The 18,286-nt window shown below is 74.1% G+C and carries 18 protein-coding genes; 4 read left to right on the top strand and 14 right to left on the bottom strand.

Translation table 11 applies throughout. From position 1 onward, the window contains the following. Nucleotides 1-52: 52 nt before the first annotated feature. The 8 genes from ABD353_RS00090 to proC form a co-directional block, all read right to left on the bottom strand. The gene (locus tag ABD353_RS00090) at nucleotides 53-1,066 is read right to left on the bottom strand and encodes a lysophospholipid acyltransferase family protein (RefSeq protein WP_344621351.1); all 1,014 of its coding nucleotides are present in this window, start codon (nucleotides 1,064-1,066) and stop codon (nucleotides 53-55) included. Next, nucleotides 1,063-2,121: an NAD-dependent epimerase/dehydratase family protein gene (locus ABD353_RS00085; RefSeq protein WP_344621350.1), complete on the bottom strand. Its 1,059-nt coding sequence runs from the start codon at nucleotides 2,119-2,121 to the stop codon at nucleotides 1,063-1,065. Before ABD353_RS00085 ends, ABD353_RS00090 begins: the two co-directional genes overlap by 4 nt. A 228-nt stretch (nucleotides 2,122-2,349) precedes the next feature. Beyond that, nucleotides 2,350-2,481: a 30S ribosomal protein bS22 gene (locus tag ABD353_RS00080; RefSeq protein ID WP_425555045.1), complete on the bottom strand. Its 132-nt coding sequence runs from the start codon at nucleotides 2,479-2,481 to the stop codon at nucleotides 2,350-2,352. Between the two features lie 86 nt (nucleotides 2,482-2,567). Further along, on the bottom strand, nucleotides 2,568-2,777 hold the full coding sequence (locus tag ABD353_RS00075; RefSeq protein WP_052390398.1) for a helix-turn-helix domain-containing protein: 210 nt from the start codon (nucleotides 2,775-2,777) through the stop codon (nucleotides 2,568-2,570). Between the two features lie 275 nt (nucleotides 2,778-3,052). After that, nucleotides 3,053-4,252, bottom strand: a complete 1,200-nt coding sequence (locus ABD353_RS00070) for an acetoin utilization protein AcuC (RefSeq protein ID WP_344621349.1) — start codon at nucleotides 4,250-4,252, stop codon at nucleotides 3,053-3,055. Nucleotides 4,253-4,294: 42 nt separating this feature from the next. Then, complete coding sequence (locus tag ABD353_RS00065; protein ID WP_344621348.1) at nucleotides 4,295-5,491, bottom strand: MFS transporter; 1,197 nt, start codon at nucleotides 5,489-5,491, stop codon at nucleotides 4,295-4,297. Nucleotides 5,492-5,648: 157 nt separating this feature from the next. Continuing rightward, on the bottom strand, nucleotides 5,649-6,308 hold the full coding sequence (locus tag ABD353_RS00060; RefSeq protein WP_344621347.1) for an HAD family hydrolase: 660 nt from the start codon (nucleotides 6,306-6,308) through the stop codon (nucleotides 5,649-5,651). A gap of 53 nt (nucleotides 6,309-6,361) precedes the next feature. Continuing rightward, nucleotides 6,362-7,186: a pyrroline-5-carboxylate reductase gene (gene proC, locus ABD353_RS00055; protein ID WP_344621346.1), complete on the bottom strand. Its 825-nt coding sequence runs from the start codon at nucleotides 7,184-7,186 to the stop codon at nucleotides 6,362-6,364. Nucleotides 7,187-7,404: 218 nt separating this feature from the next. Between proC and ABD353_RS00050 the strand changes: the two genes are divergently transcribed. Further along, a complete protein-coding gene (locus ABD353_RS00050) occupies nucleotides 7,405-8,991 on the top strand; it encodes an extracellular catalytic domain type 1 short-chain-length polyhydroxyalkanoate depolymerase (protein WP_344621345.1) in 1,587 nt (528 codons plus the stop codon). 54 nt (nucleotides 8,992-9,045) lie between these two features. On the opposite strand, the gene ABD353_RS00045 is transcribed toward ABD353_RS00050, so the two are convergent. Beyond that, nucleotides 9,046-9,933 (bottom strand): prohibitin family protein, encoded by an 888-nt coding sequence (locus ABD353_RS00045; protein ID WP_344621344.1) that lies wholly within the window; start codon nucleotides 9,931-9,933, stop codon nucleotides 9,046-9,048. Nucleotides 9,934-10,185: 252 nt separating this feature from the next. On the opposite strand from ABD353_RS00045, the gene ABD353_RS00040 reads away from it, so the two are divergent. Further along, nucleotides 10,186-10,620, top strand: coding sequence for a hypothetical protein (locus tag ABD353_RS00040; RefSeq protein WP_344621343.1), 435 nt, complete (start codon nucleotides 10,186-10,188; stop codon nucleotides 10,618-10,620). Between the two features lie 154 nt (nucleotides 10,621-10,774). Beyond that, complete coding sequence (locus tag ABD353_RS00035; protein WP_344621342.1) at nucleotides 10,775-11,983, top strand: SCO2583/SCO2584 N-terminal domain-containing protein; 1,209 nt, start codon at nucleotides 10,775-10,777, stop codon at nucleotides 11,981-11,983. Nucleotides 11,984-11,997: 14 nt separating this feature from the next. Here ABD353_RS00035 and ABD353_RS00030 read toward each other — a convergent pair whose 3' ends face one another. Further along, nucleotides 11,998-12,480: an Lrp/AsnC family transcriptional regulator gene (locus ABD353_RS00030; RefSeq protein WP_344621341.1), complete on the bottom strand. Its 483-nt coding sequence runs from the start codon at nucleotides 12,478-12,480 to the stop codon at nucleotides 11,998-12,000. Between the two features lie 137 nt (nucleotides 12,481-12,617). Here ABD353_RS00030 and ABD353_RS00025 point away from each other — a divergent pair, with 137 nt between their 5' ends. After that, entirely contained in the window at nucleotides 12,618-13,778 is a 1,161-nt protein-coding gene (locus tag ABD353_RS00025; protein WP_344621340.1) for a trans-sulfuration enzyme family protein, read from the top strand. Between the two features lie 76 nt (nucleotides 13,779-13,854). Here the strand turns inward: ABD353_RS00025 and ABD353_RS00020 are convergent, their stop codons facing one another. The 4 genes from ABD353_RS00020 to ABD353_RS00005 form a co-directional block, all read right to left on the bottom strand. Beyond that, nucleotides 13,855-14,313: an EamA/RhaT family transporter gene (locus ABD353_RS00020; protein ID WP_344621339.1), complete on the bottom strand. Its 459-nt coding sequence runs from the start codon at nucleotides 14,311-14,313 to the stop codon at nucleotides 13,855-13,857. A 107-nt stretch (nucleotides 14,314-14,420) separates the two neighbouring features. Continuing rightward, a complete protein-coding gene (gene ilvD, locus ABD353_RS00015; protein WP_344621338.1) occupies nucleotides 14,421-16,265 on the bottom strand; it encodes a dihydroxy-acid dehydratase in 1,845 nt (614 codons plus the stop codon). Between the two features lie 137 nt (nucleotides 16,266-16,402). Beyond that, nucleotides 16,403-17,170, bottom strand: a complete 768-nt coding sequence (locus ABD353_RS00010; protein ID WP_344621337.1) for a class I SAM-dependent methyltransferase — start codon at nucleotides 17,168-17,170, stop codon at nucleotides 16,403-16,405. A 28-nt stretch (nucleotides 17,171-17,198) separates the two neighbouring features. After that, entirely contained in the window at nucleotides 17,199-18,032 is an 834-nt protein-coding gene (locus tag ABD353_RS00005; RefSeq protein ID WP_425555048.1) for a sugar phosphate isomerase/epimerase family protein, read from the bottom strand. Nucleotides 18,033-18,286: the final 254 nt, after the last annotated feature.

Genomic DNA, 18,286 nt, shown 5'->3' with positions numbered 1-18,286 from the left:
GCGGCCGTGGGATTCCCGAGCTCCCACGGCCGCTCCGGCGTCGGTGCACCGGTCAGAAGAAGACCGATCGCCGCTGCACCAGCAGCTTGTACAGGGTGTGCTGGATGGTCTCGCGGACCTGGTCGGCGAGGTTGAAGACCAGCATCGGGTCGTCCGCGGCCTCCCGCGGGTACCCGTCGGTCGGGATCGGCTCGCCGAACTGGATCGTCCACTTGGTCGGCAGCGGGATCGCGCCGAGCGGCCCCAGCCAGGGGAAGGTCGGCGTGATCGGCACGTACGGCAGGCCGAGCAGCCGGGCCAGCGAGCGGAAGTTGCCGATCATCGGGTAGGTCTCCTCGGCGCCGACGATCGAGCAGGGCACGATCGGCACGCCCGCGCGCAGTGCGGAGGAGACGAAGCCGCCGCGGCCGAAGCGCTGGAGCTTGTACCGCTCGGAGAACGGCTTGCCGATCCCCTTGAAGCCCTCCGGCCAGACCCCGACCACCTCGCCGCGCTCCAGCAGCGCCTGGGCGTCCTCGTTGCAGGCGAGGGTGTGGCCGGCCTTGCGGGCCAGCTCGCCGGCGACCGGCAGCAGGAAGACCAGGTCGGCGGCGAGCATCCGCAGGTGGCGCCGGTGCGGGTGGTGGTCGTGGATCGCGACCTGGGTCATCAGCGCGTCGAGCGGGATGGTGCCGGAGTGGTTGGCGACGATCAGCGCGCCGCCCTCGGCGGGGATGTTCTCGACGCCGAGGACCTCGACCCGGAAGTACTTCTCGGCGACCGGGCGGAGCAGCGAGAGCAGCACCTCCTCGGTGAGCTCCCGGTCGAAGCCGAACTCGTCGACCTCGTAGTCGCCGGTGATCCGACGGCGCAGGAAGGCCAGGCCGCTCGCGGCGCGTTCCTCCCAGCCCTTGCCGAGGACCTTGGTGGCGGTGGCGCCGAGCTGTCCGGCGAGCGCGCCGCCGACGGCCTCGGCCAGCCGGTCCGCGAAGCCGCCGCCCTCCGGGCTGCCGGCGTGCCAGCTGGGCGCGGACTCGATCGGGATGACCTTGGCGTCGGCCGGCTCGGTCTTGCGGGCTGCGGTCATCGTGGCATCGGCTCCTGGGTGGGGCGGTCGTCCTGGCCGAGCAGGGCGGCCAGCCGGTCGGTGACGGCGGCGAGCCGCTCCGGGGGCAGCAGGCCGGCCCGCTGGGCGGCGACGAAGTCGGCGAACGCCTCGGCGGTGGTGAAGCGGGGGGTGTGGCCGAAGGTCTCGCGGAGCTGGGTGGTGTCCACGACCCGGCCGTGGGTGAGCAGCTGGATCAGCTCGGGCGAGATGTCGGCCAGCCGGGTCTGCCGGACGAGCCCGGCGACCGCGCCGAGCGCGGGCCTGAGCAGCGGCACGGTGGGCCGGCCGAGTCGGCGGGCGCACTGCGAGAGCAGCAGCACGCCGTCGCCGGCCACGTTGAAGGTGCCGGTGTTGGTGGTGCCCGGACGGGGGTCGAGGGCGGCGAGCCGGAGCACCTCGACGGCGTCGTCCTCGTGGACGAACTGCAGGCGCGGGTCGCGGCCGAGCACGGTGGGCAGCACCGGCAGGGTGAACCAGGCGCAGAGCGGGGTGTCCCCGACCGGGCCGACGATGTTGGCGAACCGCAGCACGGTGACGGCGACGTCGGGCCGGCGGCGGGCGAAGCCGCGGACGTAGCCCTCGACCTCGGCGGCGTCCCGGGCGAAGCCCCCGGCGGGCAGCTCCTTGGGCTGCATCCGCTCGTGGAAGACGGCCGGGTCGCGCGGGGCGGAGCCGTACACGCCGGTGGTGGACTTCACCACCAGGCGGCGCACCCCGGGGGCCTTCTGGCAGGCACCGAGCAGCTGCATGGTGCCGATGACGTTGGTCTCCTTGACCGTGGAGCGGCCGCCCGGGCCCATGGCGGAGACGTTGAGGTGGACGACGGTGTCGACGCCGTGCTCGGCGATCACCCGGGCGACGGCCGGGCGGCGCAGGTCGACCCGGGCGAAGTCGACCCCGGGCGGCAGGTCCTCGGCGGGGGGCTGGACGTCGACCCCGACGACCTTGTCGACCCCGTGGGAACGGGCGATCCCGGCGGCGAACCGGGCACCGAGGTGCCGGGCCACACCGGTGACGAGTACGGTCCTGCCCACGCTGCTGCGGCCTCCTCGTGTCGCCCTGAGTGCACCGTACCGTGCGGATGTTTCCGGGCCGTACCGGCGCCACACCCGCGGGCCGCGGGGGCGCCGCCGAGGGCCCGGAGACACCACTGCCCGCCCGGGCAGCGCCCGGGCGGGCAGTTCGGACACCTGGTGCGCGCGAGGCGGCCGTCGGTGCAGCGGCTGGCCCCCCGCGTGAGCGGGAAGTAGTCCGGCCGCGGGTTACTTCTTGTTGCGACGCTGCACGCGAGTGCGCTTCAGAAGCTTGCGGTGCTTCTTCTTGGCCATACGCTTGCGACGCTTCTTGATGACAGAGCCCACGGAACAACCCTCGCTCACTCGGACCCCGTCCATGGGAGACGGGTGTCCATACGACTGACGGAGGGCCTAGCCTACCGTCCGCCCGGGGTAACCAGTAATCGTGCCCTGCCGTGTCAGGCCTACGCGCTCTCGAGCCGCACGTAGGACTCCTTCAGGTACGCGTGGACCGCCTGCTCCGGGACGCGGAAGGAGCGCCCGACCCGGATCGCCGGCAGTTCACCGCTGTGCACCAGGCGGTACACCGTCATCTTGGACACCCTCATGACCGAGGCCACCTCGGCCACGGTCAGGAAGACGACTTCCTGCAGGGGGCGTTCGCCTGAACTCATGACCATCACCGACCCTTACCCGTGTGCAAGGCACCGGCTTCCCCTCCGGTGACTCCACCGGCACACGTGTATGCCCAGAGTAGTTATGGGTGGTACCAGTGGGAAGAGGGGGATGCCCAGTCCTTGTACGGTGAGGCATCCCCCGATTGCAGTACGTAGCCGATCGGCGTATGGCGCAGGCGGACCGGCCGGTCGGCGCCGGTGGGGCGCTCGGGAGCACCGGCCCGGCGCGCGCGGCGCGGGTGCGGGCGCCGCGGCCGGGGACGGGCCGCAGGTCAGGGCAGCAGGCCGTGGTGCGGGTAGACGGCGCGGCGGGCGGCGAGGATCGCCTGGTCGAGGCGGGAGGCCGGGTCGTAGCCGTCGTGGAAGTCCCGCCAGTCGGGGGCGGCGCCGTCGGTCATCCGCAGCGGTGCCTGCTGCCGGGTGCGTCGGTAGACCTCGGCGCGCCACTCCTCGGGGGTCTCGGCGGCCGGGTCGAGCGGGCGGCCGGCCGCGGTGGCGACCAGGTGGGTCCAGGTTCTGGGCACCACGTCGACCACCGCGTAGCCGCCCCCGCCGAGGGCGATCCAGCGGCCGTCGGCGTGCTCGTGGGCCAGGCCGTGCAGCGCCTCGGCGACGAGGCGCTGGGCGTCGAGGCTGACCGCGAGGTGCGCGAGCGGATCCTCGACGTGGGTGTCGGCGCCGTGCTGGGTGACGAGCACCTGCGGGCGGAAGGCGGCGAGCAGTTCGGGGACGAGGGCGTGGAAGGCGCGCAGCCAGCCGGCGTCGCCGGTGCCGGCCGGCAGCGGCAGGTTGGCGGCGCTGCCGGGGGCGTCCGGCCCGCCGGACTCGGTGGACCAGCCGGTCTCCGGGAAGAGCGTCGCGGGGTGCTCGTGCAGCGAGACGGTGAGCACCCGGGGGTCGTTCCAGAACGCCTGCTGGACGCCGTCCCCGTGGTGCACGTCGACGTCGACGTAGGCGACCCGCTCGGCACCGAGCTCCAGCAGCCGGGCGACGGCGAGCGCGGGGTCGTTGTAGACGCAGAAGCCGGACGCCCGGTCGGGCATCGCGTGGTGCAGCCCGCCGGCGAAGTTGACGGCGTGCCGGGCCTCGCCGCGCCAGACCGACTCTGCGGCGGCGACGGACTGCCCGGCGATCAGCGCGGACGCGGTGTGCAGGCCGGGGAAGGCCCAGTTGTCGTCGGTGCCGAGGCCGTGCCGCAGATCGACGAGGTCCGGGTCGGCGGCGACCTTGCGGACGGCCGCGATGTACTCGCCGGTGTGCACCAGGCGCAGGGTGGAGTCCCCGGCGGCCGGGGCCGAGCGGACGGTGACGCCGCGGCCGCGGTCGAGCCCGAAGGCGTCGACCAGGTGTTTGGTGAGGGCGAGCCTGGTCGGGTCCATCGGATGGCCGGGGCCGAAGTCGTACGCGGTCACCGCGTCGTCCCAGAAGAGGTGCAGGCCGCAGGGGTTGTCGTCGCGCTCGGCGTCGGGCATGCCTCCACCGTAGTGGGTGGCCGGGGGCGGGACGCAGGGGGCTCAGTGCGCCTGGGCGGGCTCCTTGGCCTCCTGGGCCGGTGCGGGGGCGAAGTGGCCGGCGAGCGGCAGGATCACCAGCACCAGCAGCATCGGGGCGAGCAGCGCGGCCCGGTAGGAGCCGGCGTCGCCGATCGCCCCGACCAGCGGGGAGCCGACCAGGAAGCCGACGTAGTTGAAGAGGTTGAGCCGGGCGACGGCGGCGTCCGAGTCGGCGGGCATCAGGCGGCCGCCGGCCGCGAAGACCTGCGGGATGATCGCGCAGATGCCGAGGCCGAGCAGGGTGAAGGCGGCGATCCCGGCCCAGGGCGCGGGCGCGACCGCGGCGGCGGCGAAGCCGAGGGCGGCGGTCGCCGCACCGACCCGGACGACCGTGACCGCGCCGAAGCGCTGCACCCCGCGGTCGCCGAGCGCGCGGCCGGCCAGCATCGCCAGCATGTAACCCAGGTAGGACAGCTTGGCGAGGTCGTCGGGGCTGTGCAGGGTGTCGGTGAGGTACTTGACGCTGTAGTTGGAGACCGAGGCGTCCGCGATGTAGGCGACCGCCATGGCGAGGCAGAGCGGCAGCAGCGGCCGCCACGGGACGGCGCGGCCGGCCGCGCGGGCGGCCTGCTCGACGGCGTCGCCGAGTTCCGCCGGGCCGGCGAAGCGGGTGCCGACCAGCAGCGCCGCCGGGATCAGCACCGCGGCGGAGCCGGCGAACAGCACGCTCAGCGGTGTCCCGCGGTGCGCGCCGAGCCCGGCGACGGCGGCGCCGGCGATCCCGCCGAGGCTGAACGCGGCGTGGAAGCCGAGCATGATGCTGCGGCCGTACCGGTGCTGGAGGCCGACGCCGAGCATGTTCATCGACGCGTCCAGCGCGCCGACCAGCAGGCCGAAGGCGGCCAGGGCGAGGGCGAGCTGCCACAGGGCGGTGCCGACGCCGACGGCGGCGAGCGCCAGGCAGACGGCGGGCTGCACGGCCCGCAGCACGGCGCGCGGGCTGCTGCGGCGCACCAGGGCCTCGGAGGCGATCGAGCCCACGCCGGCGAGGATCGGCACCGCGGCGAGGAAGACCGGCAGCAGGGAGTCGTCGAGCCCGTACCGCCGCTGGATCTCCGGGATGCAGCTGACCAGCAGCGCGAAGGTGGCGCCCTGCAGCAGGAAGCTCGCTGCCAGTGCGGCGCGCGCCTGCCGCAGCCGTCCGGTGGTCTCGGCCATGGGGCCCCCGCTACTGGTGGGTACCGACGTGTGGTGGCGAGAGCGTAGGCCCTGGCGGGCCGTTCCGGGAGGGGGTCGGCGTCACACGGTGCACGGGCGGCTTGTTCAGGGGCGCGCGGGGGCACCTGACGGCCGGCCCTGTTCGGGTGCCCCTGCGTCAGGCGCGCGGGCCCAGGAGGGCGGGGACCTCGGTGAGGCCGGTGATGAGGCCGGTGGCGCCGGCGGCGGTGAGCTTGGCCGGGTCGGTGAGCGCGGCGTAGCCGTACACGTCCATGCCGGCGGCGCGGGCGGCGAGCACGCCGTTGGGGCTGTCCTCCAGGACGAGGCAGCGCTCGGGCGGCACACCCATGGTGCGGGCGGCGTGCAGGAAGAGGTCGGGGGCGGGCTTGCCAACGCCGACGTCCTGGGCGCTGAAGATGAGCTCCTCGGCGAGGTGCCCGCGCAGGCCGGTGAGGTCGAGCGCGGTGCGGATCCAGGAGTGGTGTGCGGAGGAGGCCAGGCAGTACCGGACGCCGGACTGCTGCAGGGTCTTGAGCAGGGTCTCCGCCCCGGCGACCGGGCCGAGTTCGGCCTCGAAGGCGGCGAACACCCGGCCGTGGAACAGGTCGTCGAAGCCCTCGGGCAGCCGGTCGCCGTGCCGTTCCAGGATCACGTCGTGGACCCGGTGCGCGGCGGTGCCCATGTAGTCCCGGTAGGAGTCCTCGACGGTGGTCGGGTAGCCGAGTTCGGTGAGGTACTCGGCCAGCACCCGGTTGGAGATGGGCTCGCTGTCGACGAGCACCCCGTCGTTGTCGAAGATCACCAGGTCGTAGCTCACCCGGTCGAGCCTACCGGCCCGGCACCGCGGCTCCGGTGCCGGGCCGCTGCGGGCTACTTGCCGCCGCCGGCCAGCTCGCGGGAGCGGTCGCGGGCGGCCTCCAGGGCGCCGAGCAGCGCGGCGCGGACGCCGTGGTTCTCCAGTTCGCGGATGGCCGCGATGGTGGTGCCGGCCGGGGAGGTGACCGCCTCGCGGAGCTTGACGGGGTGTTCGCCGGAGTCGCGCAGCATGATCGAGGCGCCGATCGCGGACTGCACGATGAGGTCGTGGGCGACCTGCCGGGGCAGGCCGAGCAGGATGCCGGCGTCGGTCATCGCCTCGACCAGGAAGTAGAAGTAGGCGGGGCCGGAGCCGGAGAGGGCGGTGGCCGCGTCCTGCTGGGCCTCGGGCAGGCGGATCGCCTTGCCGACCGAGCGGAAGATCGCCTCGGTGCGCTCCAGGTGGGCCTCGGAGGCGTGCGAGCCGCCGGAGATGACGCTCATGCCCTCGTCCACCAGGACGGGGGTGTTGGGCATGACGCGGACGACCGGGGTGCCGGCGGCGAGCCGCTCCTCGAACCAGGCGGTCGGGATGCCGGCGGCGGCCGAGACGACCAGCCGGTCGGGGGCGACGTGCGGTGCCAGCTCCTCCAGCAGGGTGCCCATGTCCTGCGGCTTCACCGCGAGGATCAGGGTGTCGGCGAGCTTCGCCGCCTCGGCGTTGGTGACGGCGGTGACGCCGTGGCGCTCGGCGAGTTCGGCGGCGCGCTCCGGGCGGCGGGCGGTGACCAGGACGTCGGCCGGGTCCGTGCCCGCCCGCAGCAGGCCGGAGAGCAGGGCCTCGCCGATCTTGCCGGTGCCGAGGAAGGCGATCTTCTGTCCGGATGCGCTGCTGGGCATGGGGCCGCTCCTTCGTACGGTGCTGCGGCCATCCTCGCACCGGTGTGGTGCCGCGGGCCGGGATGTCCGAACCGTGGGCAGTGCGCTCGCGCACGGACGGGGCCAGGCAATGGGGTGCGCCGCCATCCGGCGGCGCCGGGGGTGTCCGTCCGCACCGTGCCGGGCGGCACGGCCCCGCCCGTACGGTCGGCTCTCCCCCACCCCAGAGGAGCTCCCCCATGACGTACGACACGCCCCTGAGACGGTGGTGGGCGGCGCTCGCGCTGCTCGCCGTGGCCGCGGCGGGGGTGCTCGGGCTCGGCCACGGCGAGGCCCGGGCCGCCGGCACCGTCCAGGTCACCGGGTTCGGTTCGAACCCGGGCAATCTGCTGATGTACCGCTACGCGCCCACCGGGCTGGCCGCCGGGCGGCCGGTGGTGGTGGCGCTGCACGGCTGCACCCAGACGGCGTCGTACGGCGAGGCGGCCGGCTGGACGCACTGGGCGGACGCCTGGGGCTTCGCCGTGGTGATGCCCCAGCAGCAGTCCGCCAACAACTCCTCGCAGTGCTTCAACTGGTTCCAGCCGGGCGACTTCGGGCGGGACGCGGGCGAGGCGCTGTCGATCCGTCAGATGGTCGCGAAGACCGTCGCCGACCTGGGCAGCGACCCGGCCCGGGTGTACGTGACGGGCCTGTCGGCGGGCGGCGCGATGACGGCTGCCCTGCTGGCGGACTACCCGGACGTGTTCGCGGGCGGCGGCGTGGTCGCCGGGCTCCCGTACCACTGCGCCACCACGGCCGTGGAGGCCTCGGTGAACTGCATGACCATGGGCACCTCGAAGACCCCGCAGCAGTGGGGCGACCTCGTCCGGCAGGCGTACCCGTCGTGGACCGGGGCACGGCCGAAGGTCTCGCTCTGGCAGGGGTCCTCGGACTCGGTGGTGAAGCCGGTGAACCTCACCGAGCTGATGAAGCAGTGGACGGACGTGGCCGGCACCGGCCAGACGCCCGCGGTGAGCGACACCGTCGCGGGCCACCCGCACCAGGTGTACCGGGACGCCTCCGGCGCCGACCGGGTCGAGGTGTACTCGATCACCGGCATGGACCACGGCCAGCCGGTCGACCCGGGCAGCGGCGCCGAGCAGTGCGGCACCGCCGGGGCGTACGTGCTGGACGTGAACCTCTGCGCCTCCTACCGGATCGGCCGGTTCTGGGGCCTGGACGGCTCGGCGCCGTCGCCCTCCCCCAGCCCCTCGTCCTCGCCGTCGCCGTCCCCGTCGCCCTCGGGCGGTTCGGGCAGCACGCAGCTGAGCGACGACACCGCCCTGGACGGCTACGTGAAGGCCGCGGCGGACGGCGGTTCGCCCGCGGTGGGCACCCTCGCCGGCAGCCTGGGCCTGGCGGTGGGCCGCGGCACCGACGGCAAGCAGAACCGGGCGCTGCTCTCCTTCGACACCTCGGCCCTCCCGGCCGGCGCCACGGTCACCGGCGCCCGGCTCACCCTGGGGTACGGCAGCGGCAGCGGGGACCCGTGGGCCGCGGCGCAGCTGACCGTCGACGTGCGGGACGGCTGCTTCGGCGCGGCCTGCACCACCGGCACGGACGACTGGGCGGCCCCGGCGAGTACGGGTGCGGCGGCGACGGTGGCCCGGTTCACCTCGGGCAGCGGGACCTCGGGCGCGTTCTCCGCGGCCGGGCTGGCCGCGATCCGGCCCGGGTCGACGGTGCAGCTGCGGCTGCAGTTCGACCAGGCGCTCGCCTCCACCGCGTACGTCTTCGTGCAGCGCGGTGCGGGAGCGGTGCTGACCGTCGACTGGACGCGCTGAGCCGGACCCGCTCTTCCGGGTGCCCGGGGGCGGTGGCCCCCGGGCACCCGGGCGTCAGCGCTTGGTGCCGTCGACGATGACCGGCGAGCCGCCGGTGCCGCAGGGGCTGGCGTAGACCGGGTTCTTCTCGGCGGCGGCCTTGAAGGCCTCGATGCACTGGCTCATCAGGATCTTGTCGGTGAGCGAGTTGGCGATGGCGGTGTTGGCCGCGGCGGTGCTCTCGGACTCGATCTTCCGCTTCTCGGCCTCGGCCTTGGCGGTGCGGACGGCGGCCTCGGCCTGGGCGGTGGCCTGGTCCTGCTGGATCTTCTGGTCGATCGCGTGCTGCAGGCTGTCGCTGGGCTTCACGTTGCGCAGGTTGACGCCGTTGACCAGGATGCCGCGCGGCGCGAGCCGGGCGGTGATCAGCCGTTCGATCTCGGTGCTGATCGCCTCGCGCTCGGAGCTGTAGCCCTCGACGCCGGTGTGCTTGGCGAAGACGTTGCGGACGATCTCCCGGCTGTCGGGGTAGACCAGGCGCTTCTGGACGGCATCGGTGTCGCCGGCCAGCTTGAACAGGCTCTGGGTGTGCTTGGGGTCGACCGACCACTTCACGGTGATGTCCGCGTAGAGCACGCCGCCCTCGGAGGAGCGGACCTCGACGGTGTCCTTGCCGGTGAGGTCGAGGTCGACCGGCCGGGTCGAGAAGGTGGAGACGTCGGTCAGCGGCGACTTCAGGTGCAGTCCCGGCTGCCAGGTGCCGCCGACCTTGCCCAGGGTGGTGGGCACGCCCACCTCGTAGGGCGCGACCACGTGGACGACGGTGGCGAGGCCCGCGAGCAGGCCGAGGCCGACGGACACCAGGCCGGACGCCGTGGCCGCCCCGGAGTCGGTGACCCCGCGCCACCTCAGGACGAGCAGGACGGTGCCGACGAGGAGGAGCAGGACGGCGATGATCAGCATCTGGGGTCTCTCGGTGGACGGACGGGACGGCCGCAGCATAGGGAGCCGGACGCCTCCGGGAGGCCGGATTCAAATGATGTTCATATGAAGTCCGTGGCCCGCCGACGGTGCGTCAGCGCCCGCTCACGGACGGCGCCCCTCCCGCACGTCCGGCGCGGACCGGACGGCCCGCCCTCGGGGGAAACTCGGGGATCACCCCTATGGATTTCCAGGGACCACCGGGAGCACGGTTGAGGTATGGGAAACGGAGATTTGTCGCGAAGTGAGAGCCGTCAGGTCGCCGTCGCCGCGGCGACCCTCGGCCCGTGGCGGACGGCTGCGGCCGTCGGGACGGTGGTCGGCGGTGCCGCCCTCGGGGTGGACATCGTCACCGGCAACTGGTCCATGGACATCCTCGCCGGGCCGGTCGGCCTCGGCCTGTTCTTCTTCTTCCTCGTCGGCACGGTCGGCGGACGGCTCCGCCGGGACACCGGCGACCGGCGGCTCCAGCGCTGGGCCGAGGAACACCCCTGGCAGTCGGCGCTGCCCGCGGCCGGCGCGCTGTGGGTGCTGAACACCCTGGCGATGACCCTGCTCGGCAGCTCGGGGCTGTTCGCCGCGCTGTTCACCTCGCTGCTGCCCGCCGGGCTGCTGCTGGCGGTCGCGGGCGTGGTCGGCTCGGTCAAGCAGGCCCGCCGACGCGGCTGACGGGCCGTGGGCCGGCACGTGGCGGCTCCGCCCCGGCCGAACTGACGGAGCGCCTCGGCGCAGGCACCCGCGTCGAGTTCGGCGGCGGAGCCGTGCACGGCCGGGACGCCCCCCGCTGTCGGGCGTGTCGGCCGCCGTCTGCATACTGTCCGGCGTGCCGACAGTCGACGACCCCGCCCCGCGTCCCGACGACCCGTTCGAGGACGTCGTCCTCGACGAGGACTTCGTACGCGCCGCCACGGTGAAGGAGCAGTCCGGGCGGGCCCGGATGCTCGCCGCGAAGTGGCAGCAGCAGCCGCCGCAGCCCGAGCCGTGGCGGGCCTCCGCCGACCCGGCTCCGGCACCCGCCCGCCGGCGCTTCGGGCGGCGGCCGAAGCCGGTCGACCCGTGGGGCCGGCGCCGCAGGCGCAACTGGCAGACCCCGGTGTTCGTGGTGCTCGCCGCCGCCGTCACCCTGGCCGCGCTCAACGTGGACCGCCTGAACGGCTGGTACCACCGGGGCGAGGACTCCTCGGCGGCCGCGGCCGACCCCACCGCCCCGGCGGCCGCACCGCCGACCACCGATCCGCAGACCCCGACCGTCGAGCGTCCCTGGGCCGGCTCGCCCGCCGACGCATGGAAGGCCGGGGCGGACGCCCTGGTCCTGCCGCAGGCGAAGGCCGAAGGCGTCTTCGGCAAGGAGGAGGTGGCCGGCCTGCTGGAGAAGGTCCGGCAGTACCTCGTCCTCACCAACCTCGACCCGAAGACCGTCCACGGCGAGACCCCGGCCGCCGCCCTCGCCCTGCTGGACCGCTCGTCGCGCGAGGACCTGGAGAAGGCGCTCGCCCACCCCACCGTCGACTCGGACGCCGCCAACTGGCTGAGCCGCTTCGACCCGCGCCGGGCCGTGCCCGTCACCGACGTGGTGAAGGCCCGGGGCACCATGACCTTCGAGGGCGACGGCGACCGCGGCCTGCTGGTGCACACCGACTACATATTCGTGTACGCCCTGCGGCCCGGCCCGGACGCCGGCGTGCCGCGGCCCGGGCAGAGCACCGGCAGCGGCGGCACGGCCAAGCCGGTGGCCCTGAAGGCCGACGTCGCCCCGCGGGTGGAGCGGGAGATCGTCCGGCGTCAGCAGGACTTCCGCTTCTACAACCCCGCCCGGTACAAGGTGCAGCGCGGCAGGCTGCTGCTGGACAAGTGGACGGCCGACTTCGGCAACAACGTGTGCGGGATGGGCAGCGGCTACCTGGAGACGGACTTCACCGTCGACTTCGGCCCCGGCACCGAGGAGCCGCACACCGGGCCGACCGTCGACCCGTACGACCCGAACCGCAAGCTGGACGACCACGAGGGCTGCGGCACGCTGACGCGGAGCTGACGCACCGTCCGGGGTCAGTCGTCGCCCTCCGTGGGGGCGGCGCCCCGGACGTGGCCGAAGATCAGGCTGGTCTCGGTGTGCTGCACCGCGGGGTGCGCGGTGAGGTGGTCCAGCACGAAGTCGCGCAGCGCGTCGGTGTCCGCGACCGCGACGTGCAGCAGGTAGTCGTCCGCCCCGGACAGGTGGTACGCGGCCACCACCCCCGGCAGCCGGGGGATGCCGCCCGCGAAGCTGCCGATCTGCTCCTTGGTGTGCGCGTGCAGCCGCACCGCGATCATCGCCTGGATGCCGAGACCGACCGCGGCCGGCTCCACCTCGGCGTGGAAACCGCGGATCACCCCGCGCTCCCGCAGGGCTCGGATCCGGCCCAGACAGGTGGACGGGGCGATGCCCACCGCCTCCGCGATCGCGTTGTTGGGCATCCTGGCGTCGGCGACCAGCAGCCGCAGGATGGCCCGGTCGACGGGAGCGAGTTCGCGCTGCGGATTCTTCGGCACGGGGCCCACGATCGTCCGGCAGTCCGAACATCCGCAAGACCTACCGGCCGGTATTCGAATCTTCTGCCGAACTGTGGCCGCCACTCCGCGGACTCTTCACCATGGGGCCACCCCCCACCCCGCCGAGGAGGCCACCCATGCCCCACGCCGACACCCGGGCCGTCCACGCCGGCAGAACCGACCTGCGCGGCCTCGGGACCCACGTCCCGCCGATCGACCTCTCCACCACCAACCCCCTGCCCGGCGTGGAGACCGGCGGCGACAGCTACGAGGCACTGGCCACCGGCGGACTCGTCCCGGACGGCGGCAGCGCCGTCTACCAGCGGCTGTGGAACCCCACCACCGCCCGCTTCGAGCAGGCCCTCGCCGAACTCGAGGACTGCGAGCAGGCGGTGGCCTTCGCCTCCGGCATGGCCGCACTCGCCGCCTGCCTGCTGGCCGCCCGCGCCGAGGGCAAGGGACACGTCGTCGCGGTCCGCCCGCTGTACGGCGGCACCGACCACGTACTGGCCACCGGCCTGCTCGGCACCGAGGTGACCTGGGCGACCGCCGGCGAGGTCGCCGCGGCGATCCGCCCGGACACCGGCCTGGTGATCGTCGAGACCCCGGCCAACCCCACCCTGGACCTGGTCGACCTGTCCGCCGTCGCCGCCCAGTGCGGGGACGTGCCGCTGCTGGTCGACAACACCTTCGCCACGCCCGTGCTGCAGCAGCCGGTGCACCACGGCGCCACCCTCGTCCTGCACAGCGCCACCAAGTACCTCGGCGGCCACGGCGACGTCCTGGCCGGCGCCGTCGCCACCGACGCCGAGTGGGCGGCCCGACTGCGCCGCGTCCGCGCCGTCACCGGCGGCATCCTGCACCCGCTCGCCGCCTACCTGCTCCACCGCGGCCTGCAGACGCTCCCGCTGCGGGTGCGGCACCAGGCCGCGAACGCCGCCAAGGTGGCGGCCTGGCTGGCCGCCCGCCCCGAGGTCGAGCAGGTCTACTACCCGGGCCTGCCCGAGTGCGACCCGCAGGGCCTGGTCGGGCGGCAGATGACCGGCGCCGGCTCGGTGCTCGCCTTCTCGCTGCGCGGCGGCTACGAGGCGGCGGCCCGCACCGCGGCCGGCTGCGACCTGATCACCCACGCGGTGTCGCTCGGCGGCGTGGACACCCTGATCCAGCACCCCGCCTCGCTCACCCACCGCCCGGTCGCCCCCGAGGCCCGCCCGCACCCCTCCCTGCTCCGCCTCTCGGTCGGCCTGGAAGAGCCCGAGGACCTCTTCGACGACCTCGCCCAGGCCTTCTCCGAGTAGAGGCCCAGGGGGCGCGTGGGGGCACCTCCCGGCCGAAGGCTGGGAGGTGCCCCCACGCGCCCCTACCGATGCCGCTTCAGCGACGCCCGCGGCGGGCCTTCTCGTAGGCGGCGCGGTGCACCGCCTCCCCCGGGGCCTCGACCAGGCTGCGGAAGAAGTACGCGGCGAGGGCGCCGACCCCGCCGATCAGCCAGACCGCGCCCAGTGAGCGGTCCTCGGCCATCCAGCCGTCGAGGGTGTGGCGGCCCTCGGTGAGGGACTTCCAGGTGCGGATCGCCGCGAGGCAGGAGCAGATCGCGACCGCCCCGATCAGCAGCACGTCGACGAGGCGGCCGGCGTCGGAGAGCGTCACCCCGGCGACGGCGAACCGCAGCACCAGGGCGGCGGCGGCCGTGCAGACCAGGGCGCCGAGCGAGACGAGCACCCGGCGCAGCCAGTAGCCGCCGCCGTGGTCGACCCAGGTGGTGCCGAAGAACCGGATCGGCTCGGGCTCGGGGCCTGGGGCGGGCTTCCTGCCCGGGGTGCGCTGGTTCACGGCACCCATTGTCGCCCGGCCGGGAGGCCGGACGGCGGAAGGGCGCCGCAGACCCGACGGCAACAGGGCCGCGGGGTACGACGCCCTTCCGGTCCGTCGGTGCGGCCTCAGCCCAGCTTGCTGATGTCGCGGACGGCGCCCTTGTCGGCGGAGGTGGCCATCGCCGCGTACGCCTTCAGGGCCTGGCTGACCTGGCGCTGACGGTTCTTCGGCCGGTAGCCGCCCTCGGCCTCCAGCTTGAGCCGGCGCTCGTGGAGCTCCTCGAAGGAGACCTCCAGGTTGATCTTCCGGCCGGGGATGTCGATGGCGATGATGTCGCCGTCCTCGACCAGGGCGATGGTGCCGCCGGAGGCAGCCTCCGGGGAGGCGTGGCCGATCGACAGGCCGGAGGTGCCGCCGGAGAAGCGGCCGTCGGTGATCAGCGCGCAGGCCTTGCCGAGGCCGCGGCCCTTGAGGAAGGAGGTCGGGTAGAGCATCTCCTGCATGCCGGGGCCGCCCTTGGGGCCCTCGTAGCGGATGACGACGACGTCGCCCTCCTTGACCCGCTTGGCGAGGATCGCCTCGACGGCGTCCTCCTGCGACTCGACGACGACGGCCGGGCCGCTGAAGGTCCAGATCGACTCGTCGACGCCGGCGGTCTTCACGATGCAGCCGTCCTCGGCGAGGTTGCCGTACAGCACGGCCAGGCCGCCCTCGACGGAGTAGGCGTGCTCGACGCTGCGGATGCAGCCCTTGGCGGCGTCGGTGTCCAGGGACTCCCAGCGCTCGGACTGGGCGAAGGCCTCGGAGGTGCGCTTGCAGCCGGGGGCGGCGTGCCACAGTTCGACGGCCTCGGCGGAGGGCGAGCCGCCGCGGACGTCCCAGGTCTTCAGCCACTCGGCGAGCGAGTCGGAGTGCACGGTGTGCACGTCCTCGTTGAGCAGGCCGCCGCGGTACAGCTCGCCGAGGATGGCGGGGATGCCGCCGGCCCGGTGCACGTCCTCCATGTAGTACGAGCCGTTCGGCGCGACCTTGGAGAGGCAGGGGACCTTGCGGGAGATCGCGTCGATGGCCCGCATGTCGAAGTCGAGCTCGGCCTCCTGGGCGGCGGCGAGCAGGTGCAGGATCGTGTTGGTGGAGCCGCCCATCGCGATGTCCAGGGCCATGGCGTTCTCGAACGCGGCCCGGGTGGCGATGTTGCGCGGCAGCACGGACTCGTCGTCCTGGTGGTAGTGCCGCTTGGTGATCTCGACGACCGTCTGCCCGGCCCGCTCGTAGAGGGCGCGGCGGGCGGTGTGGGTGGCCAGCACGGAGCCGTTGCCGGGCAGCGAGAGGCCGATCGCCTCGGTGAGGCAGTTCATCGAGTTGGCGGTGAACATGCCCGAGCACGACCCGCAGGTCGGACAGGCGTTCTCCTCGATGATGGCGATGTCCTCGTCGGAGACGTTCTCGTTGACCGCCTGGGAGATCGCGTCGACCAGGTCGAGCTTGCGGACGGTGCCGTCGACCAGGGTGGCCTTACCGGCCTCCATCGGGCCGCCGGAGACGAAGACCGTCGGGATGTTGAGGCGCAGCGCGGCCATCAGCATGCCGGGGGTGATCTTGTCGCAGTTGGAGATGCAGATCAGGGCGTCCGCGCAGTGCGCGTTGACCATGTACTCGACCGAGTCGGCGATCAGGTCGCGCGAGGGCAGCGAGTAGAGCATGCCGCCGTGGCCCATCGCGATGCCGTCGTCGACGGCGATGGTGTTGAACTCGCGCGGGATGCCGCCGGCCTCCTTGATCGCCTCGGAGACGATCCGGCCCACCGGCTGCAGGTGGGTGTGGCCCGGCACGAACTCGGTGAAGGAGTTGGCCACCGCGATGATCGGCTTGCCGAAGTCCTCCCGGGCTACGCCGGCGGCCCGGAGAAGGGCGCGGGCGCCCGCCATGTTGCGGCCGTGGGTGACGGTACGGGACCTCAGCTCGGGCATGCGCTCCACTCCTTCGGGGCCTGCGGGCGGCCGCTGCGCTGGTGGAAGAGGGTGCAGGACCGCTGTCCTACCGAGGTTACGCCCCCCGGTCCGGGCGGTGGACGCGCTGTCCGCGATGCGGTCAGCGCGTCCACGGGTCAGGCCGCCGTCCGGGCCACGAAGAGGTCGAGCACGTACGGCTCGTTCAGCACGCCGTCGGGGTGGGCGGCCAGCAGGGCGTCCCGCTCGGCGGCCAGCACCGGCGCCCGCTGCTCGGGCGGCAGCACCGCGACGTAGGAGCGCGACTCCAGGTCGGCCAGGTGGCTCTCCACGGTCACCCGCCGGGCCCAGTGCAGCCGGGCGGTCTCCACCCGCAGCCCGTGGGCGCCCAGCGGGCCGGCGAGGTCCTGCGGCGTGGAGCGGTAGGCGTGGTACGAGGGCAGCGCCCGGCCGAGCCGCTGCTGCTGGTCGGCGATCCAGTCCTCGGCGTCGTCCTTGACGTTCCACCAGAGCGCGAGCGCGCCGCCGGGACGCAGCACCCGCAGCGCCTCGGGCACCGAGCGCTCCGGGTCCGTCCAGTGGAAGGCCTGGGCGTAGGTGACCAGGTCGGCGGAGCCGTCGTGGCAGGGCAGGTCGTCGCCGACGCCCTTCACCACCGGGATCTCCGGCGAGACGGCCCGCAGCCGGGCCGCCATGCCGCCGCTAGGCTCGACGGCGAGCACCCGGGCGCCGCGGGCGGCGAGCAGCCGGGTGGCGATGCCCGTCCCGGCGCCGACGTCGACCACGTCGGCCCCGGCGAGCGGGCGGCCGGCGAGGCGCTCCAGCTCGTCGAAGAGCTCGGCCGGGTAGGTGGGCCGCGCCGCGGCGTACTGCTCCGCGACCGGTCCGAACGAGAGTGCGTGGGCCTGCTGCTGAAGGTCTGTCATGTCCTGCCTCCCTCGGTACCGGGACAGGCTAACCCCGGTGCGTCCGGGCGGGGGTGGCGAGGTGCAGCCGGGTGAAGGCGAGGGCCTCAGCGAGGTCGGCCTCCCGCTCGGCGGCCGAGGCGGAGCGGCGGGTGTTGACCTCCAGCACCACGTGCCCGTCGAAGCCGTTGCGGGCGAGGCGCTCCAGCAGCACGGCGCAGGGCTGCTTGCCGCGGCCCGGGATCAGGTGCTCGTCCTTGCCGGAGCCGGAGCCGTCGGCGAGGTGGATGTGGGCGAGGCGGTCCCCCATCCGGTCGGCCATCTCCAGGGCGTCGATCCGGGAGGTCGCCGCGTGCGAGAGGTCGATGGTGAAGTGCCGGTACTCCTCGTCGGTGACGTCCCAGCCCGGCGCGTAGGCCAGCATCTCGCGGTCCTTGTACCGCCACGGGTACATGTTCTCCACCGCGAAGCGGACGTCCGTCTCGCCGGCCATCCGGCCGATCCCGGCGACGAACTCCCGGGCGTACTGCCGCTGCCAGCGGAACGGCGGGTGGACGACGACGGTGTCCGCGCCGAGCCGCTCGGCGGCGGCGCGGGCGCGGACCAGCTTGGTCCACGGGTCGGTGGTCCACACCCGCTGGGTGATCAGCAGGCAGGGGGCGTGCACCGCGAGGATCGGCATGGCGTGGGCGTCGGAGAGCCGGCGCAGCGCCTCGACGTCCTGGCTGACCGGGTCGTTCCAGACCATGACCTCGACGCCGTCGTAGCCGAGCCGGGCGGCCAGCTCGAAGGCGGTCTCGGTGGTCGACGGGTACACCGAGGCGGTGGACAGCGCGACCTTGGTGTCCGGGACGTGCACGGCGGGGTGCGGGGGCAGCACCAGGCGGTCGGTGGTGCGCAGCAGGGGCGCCCGCTGCGGCTCCTTGCGGCGGGCCTCCTTCACCGCGCGGGCGACCTTGGCGACGGCGGCGGTGCGGGCCGCGGTGGCGGTCTGCACGGACTTCGCGGAGCGGGCGGTGCGGGTCGCGGCGCCCTTGGCCGTCCGCGAGGCGGCGCCCTTGGCGGTGCGGGAGGCGGCGGCGGCCCGCTCGGCGACCGTGCCGGTGACCTCGTCGCTGCGGCGCCGCGGCGGGGTGC

It is taken from the genome of Kitasatospora arboriphila, from assembly GCF_039528095.1.
Taxonomy (GTDB): Bacteria; Actinomycetota; Actinomycetes; order Streptomycetales; family Streptomycetaceae; genus Kitasatospora; species Kitasatospora arboriphila.
The sequence above is the reverse complement of the archived record's forward strand: the minus strand, read 5'-3'. Positions and strand labels throughout refer to the sequence as shown.